The organism is Bradyrhizobium elkanii WSM2783 (genome assembly GCF_000472865.1).
GTDB lineage: Bacteria > Pseudomonadota > Alphaproteobacteria > Rhizobiales > Xanthobacteraceae > Bradyrhizobium > Bradyrhizobium elkanii_A.
Genome location: NZ_AXAP01000003.1, coordinates 212,377 through 234,037, shown reverse-complemented (window position 1 = coordinate 234,037; position 21,661 = coordinate 212,377). Strand labels below are relative to the sequence as shown.

General features: G+C 61.4%; 22 protein-coding genes. 3 read left to right on the top strand and 19 right to left on the bottom strand.

Annotated features, from left to right (window positions below):
- Positions 1–144: 144 nt before the first annotated feature.
- Together YY7_RS0105140 and YY7_RS0105135 are read right to left on the bottom strand one after the other, a co-directional pair.
- The gene (locus YY7_RS0105140; protein WP_028162291.1) at positions 145–1,098 is read right to left on the bottom strand and encodes a helix-turn-helix transcriptional regulator; all 954 of its coding nucleotides are present in this window, start codon (positions 1,096–1,098) and stop codon (positions 145–147) included.
- A 54-nt stretch (positions 1,099–1,152) separates the two neighbouring features.
- Positions 1,153–1,902, bottom strand: coding sequence for an SDR family oxidoreductase (locus YY7_RS0105135; RefSeq protein WP_028162290.1), 750 nt, complete (start codon positions 1,900–1,902; stop codon positions 1,153–1,155).
- Between the two features lie 134 nt (positions 1,903–2,036).
- Between YY7_RS0105135 and YY7_RS0105130 the strand changes: the two genes are divergently transcribed.
- Complete coding sequence (locus YY7_RS0105130; RefSeq protein WP_028162289.1) at positions 2,037–3,614, top strand: winged helix-turn-helix domain-containing tetratricopeptide repeat protein; 1,578 nt, start codon at positions 2,037–2,039, stop codon at positions 3,612–3,614.
- A gap of 354 nt (positions 3,615–3,968) precedes the next feature.
- On the opposite strand, the gene YY7_RS0105125 is transcribed toward YY7_RS0105130, so the two are convergent.
- From YY7_RS0105125 to argE, 4 genes are all read right to left on the bottom strand, one after another.
- Positions 3,969–4,394, bottom strand: a complete 426-nt coding sequence (locus YY7_RS0105125) for a GlcG/HbpS family heme-binding protein (protein ID WP_028162288.1) — start codon at positions 4,392–4,394, stop codon at positions 3,969–3,971.
- Between the two features lie 75 nt (positions 4,395–4,469).
- Positions 4,470–5,078, bottom strand: coding sequence for a glutathione S-transferase family protein (locus YY7_RS0105120; protein WP_028162287.1), 609 nt, complete (start codon positions 5,076–5,078; stop codon positions 4,470–4,472).
- A 4-nt stretch (positions 5,079–5,082) separates the two neighbouring features.
- Positions 5,083–6,075 carry an NAD(P)H-quinone oxidoreductase gene (locus tag YY7_RS0105115; RefSeq protein WP_035689280.1) on the bottom strand — a complete coding sequence of 331 codons (993 nt, stop codon included), beginning with the start codon at positions 6,073–6,075 and terminating at the stop codon, positions 5,083–5,085.
- Between the two features lie 17 nt (positions 6,076–6,092).
- Positions 6,093–7,268, bottom strand: coding sequence for an acetylornithine deacetylase (gene argE, locus YY7_RS50790; RefSeq protein WP_035689277.1), 1,176 nt, complete (start codon positions 7,266–7,268; stop codon positions 6,093–6,095).
- Between the two features lie 39 nt (positions 7,269–7,307).
- Here argE and YY7_RS0105105 point away from each other — a divergent pair, with 39 nt between their 5' ends.
- Positions 7,308–7,961: a DUF1028 domain-containing protein gene (locus tag YY7_RS0105105; protein WP_028162285.1), complete on the top strand. Its 654-nt coding sequence runs from the start codon at positions 7,308–7,310 to the stop codon at positions 7,959–7,961.
- An 11-nt stretch (positions 7,962–7,972) separates the two neighbouring features.
- Here YY7_RS0105105 and YY7_RS0105100 read toward each other — a convergent pair whose 3' ends face one another.
- From YY7_RS0105100 to YY7_RS0105070, 7 genes are all read right to left on the bottom strand, one after another.
- Complete coding sequence (locus YY7_RS0105100) at positions 7,973–9,121, bottom strand: ABC transporter ATP-binding protein (protein ID WP_028162284.1); 1,149 nt, start codon at positions 9,119–9,121, stop codon at positions 7,973–7,975.
- Positions 9,105–9,920 (bottom strand): ABC transporter permease, encoded by an 816-nt coding sequence (locus tag YY7_RS0105095; protein WP_028162283.1) that lies wholly within the window; start codon positions 9,918–9,920, stop codon positions 9,105–9,107. The genes YY7_RS0105100 and YY7_RS0105095 overlap by 17 nt, the downstream gene beginning before the upstream one ends.
- Positions 9,917–10,771 carry an ABC transporter permease gene (locus tag YY7_RS0105090; RefSeq protein WP_028162282.1) on the bottom strand — a complete coding sequence of 285 codons (855 nt, stop codon included), beginning with the start codon at positions 10,769–10,771 and terminating at the stop codon, positions 9,917–9,919. The genes YY7_RS0105095 and YY7_RS0105090 overlap by 4 nt, the downstream gene beginning before the upstream one ends.
- Positions 10,772–10,849: 78 nt before the next feature.
- Complete coding sequence (locus YY7_RS0105085) at positions 10,850–11,887, bottom strand: ABC transporter substrate-binding protein (protein ID WP_080663585.1); 1,038 nt, start codon at positions 11,885–11,887, stop codon at positions 10,850–10,852.
- Between the two features lie 166 nt (positions 11,888–12,053).
- The gene (locus tag YY7_RS0105080; RefSeq protein WP_028162280.1) at positions 12,054–12,461 is read right to left on the bottom strand and encodes a RidA family protein; all 408 of its coding nucleotides are present in this window, start codon (positions 12,459–12,461) and stop codon (positions 12,054–12,056) included.
- 11 nt (positions 12,462–12,472) lie between these two features.
- Positions 12,473–12,979, bottom strand: a complete 507-nt coding sequence (locus YY7_RS0105075; protein ID WP_245287199.1) for a flavin reductase family protein — start codon at positions 12,977–12,979, stop codon at positions 12,473–12,475.
- Positions 12,976–14,430 carry a 4-hydroxyphenylacetate 3-hydroxylase family protein gene (locus YY7_RS0105070; protein WP_028162278.1) on the bottom strand — a complete coding sequence of 485 codons (1,455 nt, stop codon included), beginning with the start codon at positions 14,428–14,430 and terminating at the stop codon, positions 12,976–12,978. The genes YY7_RS0105075 and YY7_RS0105070 overlap by 4 nt, the downstream gene beginning before the upstream one ends.
- A 91-nt stretch (positions 14,431–14,521) precedes the next feature.
- On the opposite strand from YY7_RS0105070, the gene YY7_RS0105065 reads away from it, so the two are divergent.
- Positions 14,522–15,469 carry a LysR family transcriptional regulator gene (locus YY7_RS0105065; RefSeq protein WP_028162277.1) on the top strand — a complete coding sequence of 316 codons (948 nt, stop codon included), beginning with the start codon at positions 14,522–14,524 and terminating at the stop codon, positions 15,467–15,469.
- On the opposite strand, the gene YY7_RS0105060 is transcribed toward YY7_RS0105065, so the two are convergent.
- The 6 genes from YY7_RS0105060 to YY7_RS0105030 all read right to left on the bottom strand — a co-directional run bounded on the left by YY7_RS0105060 (position 15,437) and on the right by YY7_RS0105030 (position 21,658).
- Entirely contained in the window at positions 15,437–16,366 is a 930-nt protein-coding gene (locus YY7_RS0105060) for a 2-hydroxyacid dehydrogenase (protein WP_028162276.1), read from the bottom strand. The genes YY7_RS0105065 and YY7_RS0105060 overlap by 33 nt on opposite strands.
- On the bottom strand, positions 16,363–16,818 hold the full coding sequence (locus YY7_RS0105055; protein WP_028162275.1) for a type II 3-dehydroquinate dehydratase: 456 nt from the start codon (positions 16,816–16,818) through the stop codon (positions 16,363–16,365). Before YY7_RS0105055 ends, YY7_RS0105060 begins: the two co-directional genes overlap by 4 nt.
- Positions 16,819–17,450: 632 nt before the next feature.
- A complete protein-coding gene (locus YY7_RS0105045) occupies positions 17,451–18,497 on the bottom strand; it encodes a LacI family DNA-binding transcriptional regulator (RefSeq protein WP_028162274.1) in 1,047 nt (348 codons plus the stop codon).
- An 82-nt stretch (positions 18,498–18,579) separates the two neighbouring features.
- Complete coding sequence (locus YY7_RS0105040; protein ID WP_028162273.1) at positions 18,580–19,467, bottom strand: MBL fold metallo-hydrolase; 888 nt, start codon at positions 19,465–19,467, stop codon at positions 18,580–18,582.
- Positions 19,464–20,288 carry an aspartate/glutamate racemase family protein gene (locus YY7_RS56375; protein ID WP_051396538.1) on the bottom strand — a complete coding sequence of 275 codons (825 nt, stop codon included), beginning with the start codon at positions 20,286–20,288 and terminating at the stop codon, positions 19,464–19,466. Before YY7_RS56375 ends, YY7_RS0105040 begins: the two co-directional genes overlap by 4 nt.
- Positions 20,285–21,658, bottom strand: coding sequence for an MmgE/PrpD family protein (locus tag YY7_RS0105030; RefSeq protein WP_028162272.1), 1,374 nt, complete (start codon positions 21,656–21,658; stop codon positions 20,285–20,287). The genes YY7_RS56375 and YY7_RS0105030 overlap by 4 nt, the downstream gene beginning before the upstream one ends.
- Positions 21,659–21,661 lie beyond the last annotated feature (3 nt).

The window sequence follows — 21,661 nt, the reverse complement described above, 5'->3', positions numbered from 1 at the left end:
CGCAAGAAACCGGAGACGCTAGGACGCGATGAACGAGAGCAACTCGGCGTTGACGAGGTCGGCATGGGTCGTGCACATGCCGATTTACCGAAGGAGGTGTGCAGCCGCCCCCGAGCGATTGAGGTAATTGCAGAGGAATTGCTGCTAACGCGCGCGCCGTCTCCAATTGCTCGGAGTTTCGCCGGTCAAACGCCTGAACGCCGCCGCGAAGGCTGTTTGAGAGGCGTAGCCAAGTGCCGCTGCGACCGAGACGATCGACGCGTCGGTGTCGCGAAGCATGTTCATTGCCTGCTCGAGCCGGTGTTGGCGCAGCCAGGCGTGAGGTGAAAGTCCGGTGCTTTCCTTGAAGGCACGGCAGAAGTGAAAGCGCGACAGGCCGGCATCTGCAGCCAGTGCAGCCAGTGAGACGTCGGCATCGCTGTCCGAGCGCAAGCGTTCGATGGCACGGAGCAGGACCTTCGGCGAAAGCCCGCCCAAGGTCGGCCGGAACGTGTTTGGCGAGCCGGTGTGCGCGACCAGGATGCGCGTGGCCAGGAGGTCTGTCAGTTGATGCCTGAACAACCTATCCAGAGCTGCATTGCCCTCCAGGACGTCGGCCGCGCTCAAGAGCAATCGGGATGTAATCGGGTCGGGATGCGCCGTTCGCTCCAGAAGATCGACCGATGTGGCAGTATCGGCTTCGTGTGCAACGCGATCGAGCGTTGTGTGCGGAAGATAGAGCTGAACGACATCGACAGATTTCGGAATATCCCACCGGGAGCTTGATCCGGCCGGAATGATTATCACAACCCCAGGACGAAACGTTCCAATCGTAACCGATCTTCCTGACCGCCGCTCCATGCGTTGAATCGAGCCGTTGTAAGCCATGATGACGTGATCGGTCATGGGCTGGACGACGTCGTGCAGTGGTTCGTGTTTCCAGTGGGCGATTCCGCCACCGGAGGGGTCCAACGCCATACGGAGCGGAGCCGTGTTGAGAACACGCGCCATTTCCGCATCGGCAGAATGCCGGTCGGCGGTGGGCTGGGTGCCCTGGCGCGCTTCAGATTCGACCGGCGGATCCTCCTGCGAGGGATCGCGCAAGATAGACTTGCTCATGATTTCATGCTCGCATGATATAGGCACGTGAAGAGCGTTCGTCGCTCGTGCTTCTCACTGGCTAAGCCTTCTCAACCAGTCCTCGAAACGCACCGAGCCGAGCCAGGGGTTGTTGCCCGGCATAAGAGACCGATCGTTTAGTTCCGCGCCGAAATAGCGGGCGTGGATGTCGGCGACGACCTTGCGGCGGTCCTTCGTCGCCGTCAGGTAACGCCGGCCGAATTCATCGAGGCTGAATCGCTCCGGACCGGCCAGTTCGACCACGCCGTTAATTGGAGCTGCGAGCGTGACATCGGCCAGCGCATCGGCAACGTCGTCCGATGCCACGGGCTGAAACAAAGCGGGCGACAGCCTGACGATTTGTCCATCCGTGGAGGAATCGACGACCGCGCCCACGAACTCGAAGAACTGCGTCGCGCGCAGGATCGTGTAGGGAATTTTCGAAGCTCTGATCAGATTTTCTTGCGCTAGCTTGGCACGGAAGTAACCGCATTCCGGAAGCCGGTCTGCCCCGACAATGGACAGCCCGACATGGAGACGCACGCCGGCGGCAGACTCAGCCGCGAGCAAATTGCGACCCGAAGTTTCGAAGAAACTCAGAACCGCGTCGTCCTCGAACGAGGGAGAGTTCGCGACGTCGACGACAATTTCCGCGCCGGAAAGTGCATTATCGAGGCCCTCGCTCGTTATCGTGTTGACGCCCGTGCCGAGAGCTGCTGGAATCGCTTCGTGGCCCTTCCGACGCAGCTTGCTCGCAAGCTTCGTTCCGATGAGGCCGGTGCCGCCAACAACAACAATCTTCATGACGCTCCTCAATTTGGTGGCCACCAATGGCCCTGCTCCTGATGAGAATGCGCCCCTACGGCCGGAAAGGCCTTGTAGGCGTCTTGAATTGCGGTTGAATTTTGCTTGGCTTCTTGTCCAAGGGGAGCGCGGAAGTGCTGTTCTCGTTTGAAGATTATTGCCTGGACCCCGACCGGCGCGAACTCAAGCGAGGCTCCGAGCTCATAGCCATCGGACCGAAGGTGTTCGATCTGCTCCTCTTTCTGGTCCAGAACCGGGATCAGGTCGTAACAAGAGACGATCTGCTGCAGGCCGTGTGGGAAGGACGGATCGTCTCCGAGTCGACGCTGACGAGCCACATCAATGCGGTGCGCAAGGCGATCGGCGACACCGGCAAGGAGCAGCGCCTGATCCGGACGGTTGCACGCAGGGGCATCCGCTTCGTCGGCAGGATCGCCGAAGAAAAATTGCCCGCGAACGCTTTGATCATGGACTCAAGTAACGCGGGCGAAAGGCTCGGACCCATTCTGACCCTGCCGGATTCCCCATCGATCGCGGTCCTGCCATTTCGGAACCTCAGTGGCGACGTCGAGCAGGACTATTTTGCCGATGGCATCGTCGAGGACATCATCACCGCCTTGTCGCGCATTCGCTGGCTGTTCGTGATCGCCCGTAACTCGAGCTTCACTTACAAAGACAAGACGGTAGACGAGAAGCAGGTGGGCCGCGAGCTTGGCGTGCGTTACGTCGTCGAAGGCAGCGTGCGCCAGTCCGAAAACCGGATTCGTATCACGGGCCAGCTCGTGGATGCGGCGACAGGCACCCATCTTTGGGCCGAGAGATTCGAAGGGACGCTTGACGACATCTTTGAACTTCAGGATCAGATCGCAACCAGCATCGTCGGAGCGATCGCCTCGCAGCTCGAGCGGGCGGAGATCGATCGTGCGAGGCGGAAGCCGACCGGCAGCCTCAGTGCCTACGACAACTATTTGCGTGCCATGCCTCATTTGCATCGGGGCACGCGGGAGGCAATCAACGAGGCGCTGCCGCTGTTCTACAAGGCCATGCAGCTCGATCCGGAGTTTGCCTCTGCCCACGCAATGGCGGCCTGGTGTCATTTCTGGCGAAAGGTAAATGGCTGGATGACCGACCGGGCGCAGGAAATCGCGGAAGGCGTTCGACTGGCCCGCCTTGCGGTGGAATTGGGCAAGGACGACGCTGTCGCGCTCACCAGGGGCGGACATGCCCTTGCCCATCTCGCTGGCGACGTGGAGGGCGCGATCACGCTGGTCGACAAGGCGCTGGTGCTCAATCCGAACCTGGCGTCGGCCTGGTTCCTGGGAGGCTTTCTCAGAGCGGAGCGCGGTGACCCCGATGCCGCGATCGAGTTCTTTACGCGCGCGATGCGTTTCAGCCCGCTGGATCCGGAGATGTTCCGGATGCAGGCAGGCATGGCCCTATCTCATTTATTTGCAGGGCGGTTTGACATGGCCTCATCCTGGGCCGAACAATCCTTCAGGCAATTGCCCAGCTTTTTGATGGCAGCGGCCATCATCGCTGCAAGTCACGCGCTCGCTGGTCGGACCGAGCAGGCGCACATCGCGGTCGAACATTTGCAGAAGCTGGATCCCACGTTTCGTGCCACTTGCCTCACAGACTGGCTTCCGATCCGGCGGCCGGAGCATCTCGTCCGGTTCGAAACCGGCCTGCGGCTGGCAGGCCTGCCGGCGTGACCTCCCTTCGGGCTCTAGCAGGATTCGTCATCGCTATAGAGCAAAAACAGCTTGAACAGGTCACTTCCGCTTCTCCTGCAATGGCGGAAACCCTTCAACGCTCATCAACGACCTTTGTGACGAATGTCCACGGGCCGCACCAGTTTCGCACCAGAAACAACGACGCCAAAACGCAACGAGCGCGAATGAAAACGGACCAAAATCAACGAATATGGTCGATATCCCGTCGCTGCCTTTGCCGACCAGCGCAGCAACAGGATCAAGGCGTCCGGCCTGACCGTATCGAAAACATTCAGGTGGCCAGGTTTTGTTATTACCTTGAGCGAGGCAGAACCTGGTTCGCCTCGCACGGTTTCATGGCTTCTGATCCTCCGCTCCGATCGCCGCCAACGCGGCGCGGGCTACTTCGACGTCTTGAGCACCGGTGCCTGATCCCACGCCGACCGCACCGAGACATTGGCCCGCTATAATGATTGGCAGTCCACCTTCGAGATTGGTGAGCCGGCCCCCACCTGCAATGGCAAGCTTGATCTCATTGGCCGGATCGAGTCGCGACGTCGGTTGACGATGCGAAGCCGCGGTGATGGCCTTGGACATCGAGGTCTCCCGAGACAGCAGTTTGGCGCCATCCATCCGGACAAAGGCCAGAAGATTACCGCCGTCATCGACGATCGAAATGTTCTGCGGTGCGTTAAGCTCTTCCGCTTTGGCTATGGCACCGGCCAACGCCTTGAGCGCGCCGTCATGTGTCAATTTGAGAGAGGGTTTGGTCATCGCCATTTTCGATAGCTCCGGTATCATGCCTTATACGGCTCGATGAAGCATGCGGAGGCATGCTCCAGACGAAGGTCTCAATCATCCATCCGTTGGAAACGTGTCTCGCAAAGACGGACGCAGCGACATGGTTTCGAACCAAACGGCCAGCGCCGGCCGCGTTGTGCGCCAGTCGAATGACGCGAACCGGAAATCCAGATAGCCAAGCGCGCAGGCGATGGTGAGGCTGCCGATGCTGATGCGTGCGCCGAATTCAGCGACCGTGTTTTCCATCTGGTCGAGTGCTGCGGCGATCTTGGTCATCTGGCCGTCTATCCAGTCGGCCGATCGATGCTCATCACTTCTGCAGGTGTTCTCGTAGCGTGTCAGCAGAGCGGCATCGAGGAGGCCGTCACCGAGGGCCTGTTCGGTGAGGACCTGCCAACGTTGCGGCCCGCGCGGAAACAACGAGCCATTTCCGAGGTCATCGAGATACTCGCAGATCACCCGGCTGTCGAATAGCAGCGTTCCGTCCGCCAGTTTTGCGGCCGGGACCTTGGCGAGCGGATTGAAAATGGCGATCCGCTCATCGCGTTTCAACGGATGCGCGGCGCTTGGCAACCGCACGATGCGATCAGCAATGCCGAGTTCGATCGCGCAGGCCATGACCTTGCGGACATAAGGCGATGTCGGCGCATAAAGCAGTTCGATGGCATCACTCATGACCGTCTCCCGTCGGCAGAAGCAACACCTTGCCGATGTTCTCGTTGGCTTCCAGAATGCGATGGGCTTGTGCGGCGTCACTGAGCGGCAATTGCCGCCAGATCAGCGGCCTCACCACGCCAGACGCGACCAGCGGCAGCACCTCGGCGCGGAGCGCGGCGGCGATCGCCGTCTTCTCCTCGTCCGACTTCGGTCGCAGCGTCGACGATGTCAGATACAACCCCTTCCGCATCACCAGCCCGAGATCAATCGGGACAACGCCACCCTGCATGAAGGACAGGCTGATATGGCGTCCATCCGGCGCCAGCACGTCGAGATTACGTGCAACGTAAGAACCGCCGACGATATCGAGCACGACATCGACGCCGCGCTCGCCGGTGACACCGCGCGCTGCGGAAACGAAATCGTCGGTGCGATAATTGATCGCGGTCGCGCCCAGCGCTTCGACTGCCTTCTTCTTGGCGTCGCTGCCGACCGTCGCGATGGCCGTAGCGCCGCGAGCGATGGCCATGCGTATCGCAATCGTACCGACGCCGCTGGCGCCGCCGTGCACCAGTACGGCCTCCCCCTTCGACAGCCGGCCGCGCTCGAACAGATTGTGCCAGACGGTGAAGAGCGCCTCGGGCAGGGCTGCCGCCTCTTCCATCGTCAGGCCCTCGGGGACAGCGAGACAATGCGATGCCTTGGCAAGGCAATAGCGCGCATAACCGCCGCCCTTGACCAGCGCCATAACCGCCTGACCGCGCAAGCCGGCGTCGCCATCGACAACGCGCCCTGCAACTTCGAGCCCGAGCACATCGGTAACACCTGCCGGCAACGGGACGGCGCCGCTTCGCTGCATCAGATCGGGGCGATTGACGCCGGCTGCGGCAACCTCGATCAGGATTTCGCCGGCACCGGGCACGGGCACGGGTCGCGCGACCTGCATCAGCACGTCGGGACCACCCGCCTGCGTTGCGATGATGGCCTGCATGGTGGACGTCATTGTCAAAACTCCGTTGTTCATTCCCGCATCCAGTCTGCACGCGGCCGGCCTAGCAGAATGGCCAGCCTGTCGATCATCGCGCCCGCCGCTGCGAGTTCATCAAAACCGATCCATTCGTCGGCCTTGTGCCCGCGCGCCATATCGCCGGGTCCGCAAACCAGCGTCGGGATGCCCGCTTCCGCGTAGAGGCCAGCCTCGGTGCCGAATGCCACTGTCGTTGCGGGACGCGTATCGCTTGCAAGTCGCGCAACCAGACGTGCCGCAGGCGCATCGGCGCTGGTATCCAGGCCGGGATAGGCCGACAGTTCTTCGGAGATAATGTCGGCCTCTGGCGCGCTGTCACGAAGTCGGTCACGCTCGTGCGCAACCAACTCATCGATCCGTGCAAGGATTTCGCCAGTGTCACGGCCCGGCATGGTGCGGATCTCATATTCCAGCGTGGCGCGTTCCGGCACGAGATTGACCATGCTGCCGCCATGCAGCGATCCAACATGAATGGTGGTGAATGGCGGGTCGAAGGCCGCATCGCCGCCGCGTGCGATCTCCTGATCGGCGAAACCGCGCAACGCATGAGCGATCGCCACCGCGGAATCGACGGCATTGGCCGCGCGATGCGGCATCGCCGAGTGGCCGGTGCGCCCGATCACCGTCAAGCGACGCGCCACCTTGCCCTTGTGCGCGCGAACGACGCGCATCGCGGTCGGCTCTCCGACGATGGCGAGCGCCGGCCGCGCGACGGACTGCATCAGCGCACGCACCAGATCCGGCGCGCCACGACATCCGACTTCCTCGTCATAGGAAAACGCCAGATGCACCGGAACGGCCTGAGCCGCCGCCTTGAGACGCGGCACGGCGGAGAGAACGACAGCCAGAAAGCCCTTCATGTCAGTCGCGCCGCGACCATAGACGCGCTGATCACGGATGACCCCGGCAAATGGCGGCACGGTCCAGGCCTGCCCCTCCACCGGCACAACGTCCGTATGTGCCGACAGAACGACACCAGCTCGGTCCGCCGGACCAATGGTCGCGAGCAGCGACGCCTTGCGTCCGTCAGGCGACGGCACGCGACACGCCGGCACGTCCGATGACGTAAGTATCCGCTCGATATAATTGATGATATCGAGATTGGAATTCGAGCTTATACTTTCAATACTGATTAGCTCGCAAAGTATTTGAGCTATCTCTTCGATCATCTATACTACCATTACTTTTACGAATACGGGAGCATCACGATGACCTATTCTATCTCGGCGCGTTGTCCGGAGACCGGCGCATTCGGCATCGCCATCACGTCGTCCAGTATCGCGGTGCCGGCGCGCTGCGCGTGGGTCGGGCCTCTGGGCCTCGTGGTGTCGCAGAATGTGACCGACCCGGCGCTCGGCCCGACCGGTCTTGCGCTGCTGCGTCAGGGCCTCGGTGCCGCTGCCGTTCTCAACAGCCTCACACTCGGCACACCGCAGCCAGCATGGCGACAGGTCGGCGTGATCGATCGTTACGGTCAGGTGGCCTGGCATTCCGGCGCTCAGGCATTGGCCACGGCGGCAGTTGCCGAAGGCGCTGGCTGCCTCGCGCTCGGCAATCTGCTCGCCGACGACAAGGTGCCCAGCACAATGATTGCGCGGTTCGAGGCGACCGCTGGCCAGCCACTGGCGGAGCGGTTGATGTCGGCGCTGGAAGCCGGCCTCGACGCCGGCGGTGAGACTGACGACGAGCATGCGGCGGGTCTGCATGTCGCTCACATCTTCGACTGGCCGGTCGTCGACCTGCGTATCGACTGGCACGACGCGCCGATCGGCGAGTTGCGCGCGCTGTGGGAACGCTATCGGCCGCAGCAGAAAGACTATGTCGCACGCGCGAAGAATCCGGGCGCGTCGCCGTCGTTCTAGACCCAGAAGCCTCACGGCGCCTCGCCGGGCGGAAACGCCACGATGTCGTCGGAGCCGATCGACAATCCGATCTCGGCTCCGACCGGACAGGACGACAGCGCCGCAATACCCGGCGACCGCAGCAAAATATGATCGCGCGCGCTACCTGGCGCGTCGATATAGAGATCGACATGGCCGCCCTGGAACACCTGCGTCGTCACAGTGCCAGGCAGCGATCCCGATGCCCCTCGCGACGTCACGGAAAGATGTTCCGGCCGTACGAAGACATCCACAGAACCGCCAATCGATACTTCCGCAAGTGATGCTGCAGGAACGCTCGCGCGCACATCACCAATCGAAACCACCGCGGCATCGCCGTTCCGCTCGACGAGCCGACCGTTGAGTACGTTGGCATCACCCACGAAGGACGCGACGAAGCGGTCGGCCGGACGACGATAGATATCGTCAGGCGCGGCGATCTGGCGGATGCGTCCGGCCGACATCACCGCGATGCGATCCGACATCGACAGGGCCTCGCCCTGGTCATGGGTAACAAAGATCGTGGTGACGCCGAGCTCACGCTGAATCTGCTTGAGCTCGACCTGCATCGAACCACGCAGATTCTTGTCGAGCGCCGAGAACGGCTCATCCAGCAGCAACACCTTCGGCCTGATCACGAGCGCACGCGCGAGCGCAACACGCTGCTGCTGACCGCCCGACAATTGCCGGGGCTTGCGGTCTGAGAAACCCGAGAGCTTGACCAGCGCCAGCGCTTCGTCGACACGGCGCGCCATCTCCTTCTTGTCGACGCCGCGGGTCTTCAGTCCATAAGCGACGTTCATCGCGACGCTCATATGCGGAAACAGCGCATAATTTTGAAACACGATGCCGATCTCGCGCATGTGCGCCGGCGTTTCGGTGACCAGGGCGTCCTCAATAAAGATCTCGCCGCTGTCCGCTTCGAGGAAGCCCGCAACAAGATTGAGCAGCGTGGTCTTTCCGCAACCGGACGGTCCCAGCAAGGTCATGAACTCGCTCGACCCGATCTTCAGCCAGGCCTCATGCAACGCGATGGAATCGCCGAAGCGCTTGGTGACGCCGTCGAGCTGCACGGCCGGACGGATTTTGTCGTTTCCGGCGACTGACGTATTGGCAGCCATCTGATTAGTGCGCATCAACATTCAGGATTTTTCCGAGGCCCAGGAAGGAATTGGCGATCGTGAGCAAGGTCGCGGTCACGACGATGTAGATGACCGACAGGGCGGCCAGTGTGGGATCCGCGAATTCGCGGACGTAATTGTACATGGCGACCGGCAGCGTCTGCGTGGCCTGACTGCTGACGAACAGAGTCGCCGTGAATTCGTTGAACGATAGAATTGCTGCGAATAGCCAGCCGCTTAGCAAGCCCGGAATCAAAAGCGGGATCGTCACGGTGAACAGGATCCGCAGCGGCGTGGCGCCAAGGCTGGATGCCGCCAGTTCGAGCCGGATGTCGAGATTCTCCAGCGAGATGTAAGTGCTACGCATCACGAAAGGCAGCACCATGACCACATGGGCGAAGATGACAAGTGGAAAGCCGCGCCCGACATTGGTCTGCGAGGCTAGGATGAGAACGCCGAGGCCGATCGTGTAGTGCGGGATGATCAGCGGCGACAGCAAAATGCCTTCGAGAAGATTCCTGAGTCTGAATTTGTAGCGGTGAATGGCGAAGGCGAAGGCCGAGCCGACCACCAGCGCGATGCTCGACGCCCACACCGTCACCGTCAAGCCATTCCAGAAGCCCTTGGCGAAATCGGGATAAGAGAACGCGCGCCAGAACCAACGCAGCGACCATGATTGCGGGGGAAACAACAAGATCGCACGGTCGTTGAAGGCCGAAACCGCCACTACGATGCCTGGCAGCAGCACGAACAGGAGAATGGCGGCGATGAGGATGCGTCCCGACCATCGAAGCAGCAGGGTGCCGGGAGAGCGCTTCATGTCGTGCCTGCCATACGTTCGAGTGGGCTCGCGGCTTTCTTCAGCAAGGCGATCACGGCCAGCGACAATGCGAGGCCAATGATGGAGAGACTGGCAGCGAAGGGGAAATTGAAGGACGAGAAGCCGAGCTGATAGATCAGCGTCGACACCGTACTGACACGCCCGCCGCCGATCAGTTGCGGAGTCGCGAAAGCACTGAACGTCCACGCGAAGGCCGTGGAGAAACCAGCGACGATTCCGGGCATCGACAGCGGCAGGGTAATGGTGAGGAAAACGCGGACCGGACCGGCGCCGAGACTTTCGGCGGCCTTCTCGTAGTTGCGGTCGATGTGCGAGAGCGCTGCGGCCAGCATGATCACCATGATCGGCATGGTCACATGGACCAGCGCAGCGACCACGCCGCCAGCGGTGAACATCATCTGCATCGGACGATCCAGCAGGCCAAGCTGGAGCAGCAGCGTATTCAGAAAGCCCTTGTTACCGAGCACGATCATCCACGAATAGGTCCGTACCACCTCGCCGAGAAACAGCGGCGTGACCGATACGACCAGAATGAAGGAGCGCAGCGCCGAACTATTGGTGCGCACCAGCGCATAAGCCAGCGGATAGGCCAGAATCAGCGTGAACACCGCAGTCTCGAAACACAACAACACTGTATTCCAGAATGCCAAAGCATAGAGCGGCCGCAGCATGGCCGCGAAATTCTGCAACGTGAACCCACCGACCTCGAGCGAGCCGGGAATATAGGCCCGGACGCTATACTGAAAGACGGCCAGCATCGCCGCAATCAGGCCCACAGCGACGAGGCCGGCCGGCGAAACGAACCAACCCAGAAACGGACGTGTGTTCATGGACAAACTCGATGCGGGCAAACTCAAAGCGATGGACCGCGATCCGGCGGTATCAGCCGGATCGCGACCAGGACCATGTTATGGAGCCATAATGTTCTCGGTGAACCACTTGCGCCAGGTACCGGTCTTTTCGGCGCGCAGCTTGGCGTCGATCACCAGGGTCTGTTTCGCCCACTGATCCGGCGTGGAGAAAACGCCGGTCAGAGAGGCGATCTCGGGCTTGAGCTTGGCATTGTCGACCACCGGGCTGCCCTTCTTCAGTTCGGCGATCTTGGCCTGAATTTCTGGATCGAGGGCGATGTTCATGAACTTGTAGGCCAGCTCCGCCTTGGTCGAACCCTTGGTGATGGCCATGGTGTCGACACCGAGCACCGCGCCTTCCTTCGGGATCACGAGCTTGATCGGCACGCCCTGGTTCTGCATGTAATAGGCATTCATCGACAGCACGACCTGGACTGGCGTCTCACCGGTGGCGAATAGCTGCTGGCTGTTGGCGTCATTGGTGTAGAATGCCTTGTAGTTCGGCTTCAGCGCCTTCATCTTGGCTTCGCCGACTTCCCAATTCGCTGCATCACCGCCCGACAGCTTGGCCGCAACGACTATCACATGGCTCGGGTCGAAATCGGGCGACGAGATCATGCCCTTGAGTGCAGGATTCCACAGGCCTTCCCAGCTCTCGAAGCTGACGCCCTTGGGTAGCCGGTCAGGCAAATAGCCGATGGTGTAGACATAGGCCCAGGCGCCGATGTGGTACGGGCTGATCCTGGCCTGCTCGACCAGATGGCCGGCATTCGGAATCTTCGCCATGTCGAGCTTCTCGAACAGATTGTCGTTGGCATAGAGCCAGCCGACATGGGCCGTCGTGAAGGTGACGTCGCTCTCTGGCTTGGCTGCGGCAAGCTTGGCCTGATTCAGCCGGTCGATCGTGCCGCCGGTGATGTATTCGACCTTGACGCCGGTCTCGGCGGTAAACTTCTGCGCGATCGCCTCATCGATCAAATCGCGGAAACTTCCGCCCCAGGTGCTGACGACCAGCTTCTCCTGGGCGGATGCCTGCGCGCCGATCGCGAGCGTCGACAGCAACATCAATGCAGTAAACTTCAAGGCGCGCTTCATCTCGGAACCTCACAAGAATTATGACCCCAAGAGAAAAGCAAACGCCATGCCAAACGAGCGAATTCAGCAATATTTTCAAGTATTTCCAGCGCAAGAAGCTCCATTGACCTTTCATTCGAAAGATCTGATTTCAGAATGATCGTAGCTATACTTCGGCGTCGAAGATCTAGGTCGGAATTTCCGCAATGATGTCGATTTCCATCAGGTATTCGGGCTTGGCTAGCCCCTGAACGATAATTCCGGTCGAAACCGGATAGACGCCCTTCAACCACTTGCCGACGACCCGGTAGACCGGCTCGCGATAGGCGCGATCGGTGATGTAGATGACGATCTTCACCACGTCCTGCAGACTCGAACCTGCCTCTTCAAGCAGCACCTTGGCGCAAAACATGGCATTTTCAGTCTGCGCAGCGGCATCGCCGATGCCGATGATCTTGCCGTCGAGATCCATCGCCGTCTGGCCACGCACATAAACGGTGTTGTTGGCACGCACCACCATGCAGACATCGTTGTCGAGGCTCTGCTCGGGATAGGCATCTTTGGTATTGAATTTGCGGAAACGCTGATGGGTCATGAACCAAATCCTCAGGCGGCAGCGAGACGACGGAATGTGCGATCGCAGAAGAGCAAAGGACGCGCAGCTTGCTTGCGGACATTCAGCACCTCGCCGGTGACGATGCGGTGCGAGCCGAAATCGAATAGGCTGGCCACGCGGCAATCGAAATTGCATAACGCGCCATCAAGCGCTGGCGCTCCGGTGAGCAGTTCTGACCATTCGCCGGCGAGAAAGCGGTTGTCACGCAATTCGGGGATCAGCCCGGCGAAGCTGTTGGCGACACGCTCCTGCGCATCGGACAAAACATTGGCGACGAACACGCCGTTGGCGAGCAGCAGAGCGAGGCCGCGATTGTCGCGGTGAACGCTGAACACCACCGACGGCGGCTCCATCGATAGCGAGCACAACGACGAGACCGTGACGCCGGCCCGGCCCGCCTCACCATCCGTCGTCACCACCGCGACGCCCGACGCGGTCGTCCGCATCGCGTCGCGAAATTCATCGACGGCGACGACGTCGTGCGACGCGCGGCTCACGATTGTCCCCCGTCGATACGGTCCGAGAGACCCGCCGACTTCTTCACGAAGTCGAGCGGTCCGGCGAAGTCGAAGCTGTTGTAGACGGCCGCCAGGTGATTGAAGTGCGGCGCCTGCGCGAACTGCACGAAGGTCAGGCGGTGTCCGGCATAGTCGGAGTTCAGCAGATCGCGCGCGAAAGCGAGCAGCTTGCGGCGATCGTCGGCCTGCCACTGCTCATTGAGCGAATAGAACTTGTTCAGCCACTTACCGCTACCCTCGGCCTCAAACGCATCGGCATTCGGCGTGATGCAGATCTGGCCGCCGCACAGCTCGCGGGCGATGTGCATCATCGCCGGAAGCTGCGAACAGGCGAACACGCGGCCGGCATAGAGCATCGATTGCTGCGGCATCAGAAGACCGCCGGGGCTCTTCTCCGCCATAGCGATCGAGGCGGTGAGATGCGCGTTGATGCCTTCGCGATAGCAAACGAGATCGGCGAGCTTCTCACGCACCGATTGCAGTTTGTCCAGACCGGTCTGCTTGGCATTCCACATCGCCGCGCCGATCATCATGTCAGCCGTGTAGAGCAGCCGCAGCACATAGGGGAATGCCGAATAACGGTGCAGTGTCGAGCGCACGAACTGCGCCGCACGGGTATGACGATAGAAGAATACGTCCTCCCACGGGATCAGAACGTCGTCGAACACAACCAGCGCCTCGACTTCGTCGAAGCGGTTGGAGAGCGGATAATCCTTGGCGCTGCTGCGATTGGCGAAGCCGGAGCGGCAAATATGCTTGACGCCCGGCGCGCCCATCTTGACGATGCAGCCCACCGCGTAGTCGGACAACTTTTCATTCGCCCAGGCACCGACGGTCGGCTTCAGATAGGCCTGATCGGCATAGGGGGCCGCGGTTTCATATTTCGCGCCGCGAATGATGATGCCCGCATCGGTCTCGCGGGTAACGTGAACCATCAGGTCGGGATCCTGCTGCTGCGGCGGCAGCGAGCGATCGCCCTTCGGGTCGGTATTGGCCGAGACGTGGAAGATGTCCTTCTCGATCACGGCGCGGATATGCCGGTCGATATTGGGGGCGAAGCGCGAATCAATCTCGGCCAGCACGTCGCGCCCGTCGGTGAGCGACCACATCTCGCCGATCGTCTCGTCGCCGACGCGAGTAACGACGCCACCGATGTCCTTCATGACATGGTCGACAGCCCTGATCTTGTCGTGCCAGTCTTTCTGTTCCGTCGGCGGCCGGTAGAAGATCGAATACTTCTCGTTGCCTTCGACATAGGTCAGATCGCCGCTGTAGCGCTCTTCCCGCGCCATGTCGTACATGCGGGCCTTGATATCGATGATCGGCTTCAGCGCGGGATGAGTGGTCACATCGTTGACGCGCTCGCCATCGACCCAGACCTCGCGACCATCGCGAATGCCCTGTTTGTACTCTTCACCCGTTCGGATCATTAATCGGCTCCTGTTCGACTGGACGACAAGGTGCCGGAGGCCCTATCATAAGAAAAATATTTTTATGTTTGGAGATGCATAGGAAAATGCGATGAGGTTTTCGCTCCGGGCGCTGAGTTACGTTGTTGAGACAGCCGACGCGGGCAGCGTGACGGAGGCGGCCAAGCGCCTGAACGTCTCTCAGCCCTCGATCTCCGCTGCGCTGAGCCAGATGGAGGCGGAACTCGGTATCCAGATCTTCATCCGTCACCTCGCGAAGGGTGTGACGCTCTCACCGGCCGGCCAGCGGCTGGTGAATGACGCGAGGCTGCTGCTCAACCATGCTCGCGATTTTGCCAAAAGTGCCCAATCGCTTGGCAGTACCCTGCATGGCGAGATCGTGGTCGGCAGCTTCCTGACGCTTGCGACGCGCTTCATGCCTGGGCTGCTGGCCGGCTTTCGCACGCGCCAGCCAGGCATCTCGGTGAAACTGGAGGAAGGCGACCAGCAGGAGATCATCGACGGTCTGATCTCTGGGCGGACGGAATTAGCGCTGTCCTATTCCTTTGCCGTCCCCGATGAAATCGTCGGCGAAAAGTTCTGCGAATTGCCGCCTTATATCGTCCTGTCGGCCAGTCATCCTTTGGCGACCCGGTCTTCGATCAGCCTGACCGAGATGTGCGACGAACCGTTCATCCTGCTGGATCTGCCGCATTCCCGCGATTACTTCTCCAGCCTGTTCACGGCATCGGGGATCGAACCGCGCATCTCGTTCCGGACCCGGTCATTCGAATTGATCCGCGGACTGATCGGGCATGGCCAAGGATATTCGATTCATAACGCCGTTCCGCGCACCACCATCGGCTATGATGGCAGCCGCGTCGCGGTGGTGCCCATCACCGAGAAACTTCCGCCGACGCATGTCATGGCGCTCCGCCTGAAGCGCCACGCGCTGCGGCCGGCGGTGCAGACATTTGCCGACTACGCGCGCGAGGCCTTTGCCGTTGGCGGCCAGTTCGCGCCGGGCTCAATAGCCCCGTCGAGGATCGACACGGCTTAGCAGTTCCTGCCCGGCCCGAAGCCGGCGCACATTCTCGCCGATCTGCCGTGCAGCCGACCGCGGCAGCGCCACCGATGCAAGATGCGGCGTCACCAGAACATTGTCCATTGCCCACAAAGGACTCTCCGGTGACAATGGTTCGGAGGCAAAGACGTCCAGCGTCGCTTCCGCGATATGAGCCGAACGAAGCGCTTCGATCAAAGCCGGCTCATCGACGATGCTGCCGCGCGAGACATTGATGAAGACGGCGCCCGGCTTCATCTGCGCCAGCCGTTCGGCATCGAGAAGGCCGCGGGTCTGCGGCGTCTGGGGCAGCATGCAGACCAGGATGTCGCTATCGCCCAGAATGTCCGGCAATGCGGCCAGGCCGGCAGAGGTCTCGATGCCATCCACCGACTTCAGCGTGTTGGACCAGCCGCGCACCCGATAACCCTGCCGCGCGCATTCCAACGCCGCCGTCAGCCCGAGCTCACCGAGACCAAGCACGCCGACCGTGATGGTCTCAGGATCGCGCGGATGAATGTAGTGCCAACGATGCTCGCGTTGAGCGCGCTCGAAGGCCGGGATATCGCGCGCATGACGCGTCACGGCGAATAGCACATAGCCGGCCATCATCCGCGCCATCTTCGGATCGGACAAGCGGGTGATCGGCACATCCGGCAGATCATCGCGCCCGACCAGCGCATCCACGCCGGCGCCGAGATTGACCACGAGCCCGAGATTTGGGTAGCGGGCGAAAAAGCCATGCGGCGGCTTCCACACCAGCGCCTGCCTGACCTTGAGGGGATCTGCGATGTCGTCTGCCTGGCGCAGATCGATACCCTCTGCGGCAAGCGCATCACGCCACATCTCGAAGTCATCGAAGGCGCTGTAGAACGCCATGACTTCCGATGTCATCGGGCGGCCTTTTCGGCGATCAGGCGCGACACCGCCGTCAATGCCAGTTCATAGCCAAGCGCGCCCAACCCTGCGATCACGCCCGTCGCCGCTCGCGAAACGTAGGAGTGGTGACGAAACGGCTCGCGCTTCCAGATATTGCTCATATGCGCCTCGATGATCGGGCCCTCGAAAGCGAGCAAGGCATCGAGGATCGGGACGGAGGAATAAGTCAGCCCAGCGGCATTGATGACGATGCCCTCGGCCTTCTCCCTCGCCTCCTGGATCCAGTCCACCAAAACGCCCTCGTGATTTGACTGACGGAAATCGACGGTCAGGCCAAGTGATGCCGCGTGATCTTCACAGCGCTTCTTGATGGCGACGAAACTCTCCCGGCCATAGGTTCCATTTTTATCGAGCCCGTAGAGATTCGCATTGGGACCATTCAGGAAATAAACCGTGGCAGAGGTCATAACCGCGCTTTCTCATCTGTCGCAGGGAGATCGGTATCGCTCAGGGCAAACATGACGCCGGCCGCCGCGCGCGAGCAAAAGCTTAGAGAGCCTTTCCTCGCAGCAGAAATCAAAAGAAACTATGCGCTTCGACGGATTTCAGTATGGCACCAGGATTGATCTTCTTCGCAGCGACCAGCTGACGGCGAAGCCGTCACCAAACACCAATACTGCCGCGGCGCAGCACGAGACGACCAATTGACGGCGCTCGCGGCCTCGAGCTGCCAGCTTTGGTTCGCCTTCGGCTAGTGCATTGGGGCGTGCTTGACGGAATCCTTGATCCCGCGCCAGATCTTCGCGCACCAATTGCTGACATTCCGAATCAGGACTTTCTTCAAATCCAACTCTCTCTATAGCCTTTGTTGCCACCTGTCAGAAGCAAGAGTTGGGCCACCAGCCCAGCGACTTGATCGCCGCTGATGAAGCTCGGTCGGCCGTACGGCTGGGCTATAGTGTCCCGAATCTGAAGTTCTACGGCCTCCAAATCAACTCGAAGACGGCGGACTGTCCTTATTGTTTGAGGAGGACGAACGCTTCTGCGCTTACAATGTGCCAGCCAAGGCCAAAATGCCTTGAACTTCTGGTTCAGGACACTACGGCGCCCGTCTTGGCGGCCCGACCGACGCGCGGGGAATGAATTCGCTTGGCACCAGCACTTGATGGGCCTCCTGCACGTCGCGGTTCCGGATTCGATCGAGAAGCATGCCGGCGGCAATCCGGCCGATTTCTCCTTGATCCCATCCGATGACGGCAGTCGGCGGCGTGACGAGCTCCGCGAGCTCGGAATGGCCGGACGCGATGACCGAGACATCCTCGGGAATCCTTAAGCCCCTTCCCCGCACCGCGCGCAGCACGCCCGAGAGCATGTCGATGCCGCCGGAGATCACCGCGGTCGGCGGATTGCGTTGGCCGAGCAGCGCCGAGGTGATACGGAATCCTGCACCGGGCAAGAAACTGCCTGCCTGGATCAGAGACAGATCTGGTTGCAGGCCGCGCGCCGCATAAGCCTCCTGATAACCGCGGATGCGTTCACTTGCCGGATACAGCCCGCGCTCACCTGTAATCAGTGCCACGCGGCGATGGCCCAGATCGAGCAAATGACTGACAGCGGCACGCATGCCGCCTGCGTGATCCGCCATGACCGCGTCCGCCCACGGCTGTTGGGCACGATCGATCAGCACGATGGGGATATCGAGCCCGCGCAGGAATGCTTCAAACTCGCCTTCGATCGGCGTGTAAGGGCCCATCATGACACCGTCGGCCTGTCGGCTTGACAGGCGGCTGAGCAGTTCGCGCTCGCGCTCCTCCCGGCCTTCCGAGTTGGAGATCACCAACGAGAACCCCTCGTCGTCGAGCACGTCGTGCGCGGCCTTCACGAAGCCGGCGAGCTGCGGGATATTGATCTCACGCAGGATGCAGCCGATCGTGTGCGTCGAGCGTATCCGCATGCTGCGCGCCACCGCATTCGGCGCATAGCCGAGTTCGTCGATCGCGCGCTGGACCTTTCGGCGGACATCGGGACGAACCGTGGCATTGGCATTCAGGACACGCGAAACAGTGCCCGTCGAAACGCCGGCCGCGGTCGCGACATCGCGGATCGTCAGCTTACTTCCGCGGCCCACCATCTGCCGATTTGTCATCGTGTCCACCTGAGGTCGGAACCCATTTTAGCGCATGCGGCGCTGAAGTGAATTCCGCGGCCTCAACCATCGGACGCACCGATCAGATCTCGAAGGCCCACTGCTCCGCGGCCAAAGTATATTGTCCGCCCTCGCGTCGCATATGGCCAAAGCCGGGAAAATGCAAATGCATTCCGCCGATCAGCATGTCGTCAGTCACCACCATGTCGAAAATCATTTGGCGCGCCTTGGCCGCGGAGTCGGGGTCGGTGTCGAACTCCATGGTGACGTGCGGAAGCGCCACCTGGATTTCGGGCACATGTACGGTGTCGCCCCACACAACCATCGACCGGCCGCCGGAGGAGACGACGTAAGCGGTGTGGCCGGGCGTATGACCGGGGATCGGAATTGCGGTGACGCCCGGCAGCACCTCGCCATTGCGGAAAGTGCGGACGCGATCGGCAGCCATATAGGGCTTGAGTTGAGTCCGGCCGGCCTCAAAATAGCGGCGGCGGGGTCGCTCCGCGGCCTTCGCCATCGCCTCGTCGTTGAACCAGTGATTGATCTCATTTTCATGCACGATGACCTCGGCATTGGGGAACAGTCTCGTGCCAGTCGCCGCATCGGTCAGGCCGTTGGAATGGTCGGGATGAACATGTGTGAGCAGCACGCCATCGACGGAGGCCGGCTCGATGCCCGCAGCCACGAGGTTGTCGGGCAGGCGACCGCAGGTCGGTCCCATCAGATCGGCGGAGCCGCAATCGATCAGGTAGGTCCGGCCGTTCACTCGCAACGCGAAAGCATTCACTGAAATGCGCGGCGGCGAGATCCGGTGATCGCGGGCGAGAATGGCCTTGGTCTCCTGCTCCGGAATGTTGCGGAAGATCGAGTACCCCATGTCGACGTAACCGTCACTTAAGCCCGTGACTAGTACCTCTCCCAGTCTGCGGTGGTAGACGCCAGCGACTTGCGTCTCGGGAAACCTGCTCATCGGACACTCTCCTGCCAAAGTCGCGCGATCACGGCAGGATCGTCGCGTCTGTGATGCCAGCTTCGGCCGACGCGAAGCCCGGCCTTCGACCAAAGTCGAACTTCCATGAGCGCGTAAGCCCAGGTGACCGCGAAAACGTCAATCACCGGTGCGCCGGCGATCTCGCGCAGGCCATGACGAACGAGAAGCTCGGCAAGCACGCCTTCGGCCGGAATGATCACATCGGCGCCGCGCGCGACCAGGCGTTCGGCTGCGGCAGCAAAATTGCCGATCACAGGCGCAGGGTCGGCATAGGCGGCGGCCAGCGCCGGCTCATCAAGCGGCGGATCAAGAGCGACGACATCGAGCACACGTGCGGCAAGCCCATGCTTGTCGACCGCAACCTTCGTCATCCATTGCACGGCCGGCGCATTTGACACCAGCGCCAAGTAGCGTCCGAGCGAGCAACCGACGAGAAGGCCGCTCTCCGTGAGCGAGGCGACAGGAATGTCGACGGCGGAACGGATCTCACGCAAGAACGGCTCGCTGAAAGAGCCGATCACGAACGCCGCGTAACCCTCCCGCTCCGCCTTGATTGCATTATCGATCACTTGGCCGAGAATGCGGTGATAGGCATAGGCATTGCCGAGCACCGCCGTGGCCGACGCTCCGCGATAGCTCCCCGAGGGAAGGCCATGCACGACAAGCTCCGCATCGTCACCGAGGATTTCCGCCGCATGCGCTTCCAGCGCCCGCTTGTAGACCGCCAAATGGTCGAGTTCGTTGACCGACTGATGCCAGATGCGGGGCTTGGTGCCTCCGCCGGATCCTGCTGTTGTCATGCGTCGGTCCGGTCGCCTGTCAGGCGCAGCGAGCGCAACGAGCCGATCTCTTCCAGGCGCCAGAGCTGCTCGAACAAGTCGCTCGCGTGGGCGCGGCTGAACACGCGCGTCGTACAATCCAGGAACTTTTCCCTCAGCTCCTCGCGCGTGAGCGGCATCTGCCAACTGCCCTTGGCATGCACGACCGGCGTGTGTTCCAACACCTCGCCTGAAGTGAGCACAACGCTCACCTGGTCCGATGGCGCAAAAGGCTGGTCGCCGGGCATGATCTCATCGGTCGTCGTGCAGCGCACCTTTGCGAAGGTGGCACCGACATCCGGCCGTGTGACGAATTCATCGGTCAATTCGGCAAGACCGACCCGGCGCGCGATGAGTGCGGCGGCCATCGCGAATTCCATGCTGAACTTTGCTTCCAGCCCCGTCTGCGGATTGCTGTTGCGCAACATCAGCTTTTGCGTGACGCCGGTATGAACCCGGATCTCGCTGACTTCGGATGGGTTCAGCTTGTGCAGGTCGACGAGGCCGAGCATCGCGTCGATCGAGCGATGCGTGGCGTAGCAGGTCGGATAGCGCTTCACATTGATTCCAAGCTCGGCCAGCCGCCAGCACCTGCCGATGTCGAGCGTGCCGTCCTCGATCCTTGGGGTGCCGGACGGAGAATGGGCGCGCAGGAACCCGGTTCGGTGTTCCAGCACATCCAGCGAAGCGGTGAATCCCTGGTCCGCCAGCCGTGCAGCGAGCACGCCCGATTGCGCGGTGCGGCCGGCGTGCAGCGATTTCGTCATCGTGCCGAAATTGGCGACAAGGCCTGAGGCCAGCGAGGCGGCGATGGCCACGGCGTGCGCTGTTTTCTCGGGACCAAGCCCGCGCAGCCGGGCGCATGCTGCGGCAGTTGCGAGCGCGCCCATCACCGCGGTCGGATGGAAGCCGCGTTCGTGCAGGTGCCCCGGTTCGAGATCTGCGAGCTGGGCCCATAGCTCATAGCCCGCGACATAGGCGGCGACCGCATCGGCACCACTCGAATCAAGCGACCAGCCTTCGGCAAGTATGGCTGGAACGAGCACCGCGCTCGGATGACCGGCAAGCGCCACATCGTCATAGTCGAGCACATGCGCCGCGACGCCATTGACGAGTGCGGCATCTGACGCCGCGAGGTTGCGGCCCGAGGGAAGTTCAGGCACCCCGTCGTTCTGTGTGGACGGTGCGAGCATGGCCGAGACGATGCGGACGGGTTGCTCGGCGGCGCCTGCAATCATAACGCCGACACAATCGATGATGCCGGTGCGAGCGGCCTCCTTGCACCGATCGGGCAAGTCTGCCGGCCTCAGGCCCGCGACGAAATTTGCTGTCTCGCGTGTGATATCAAGCATGGT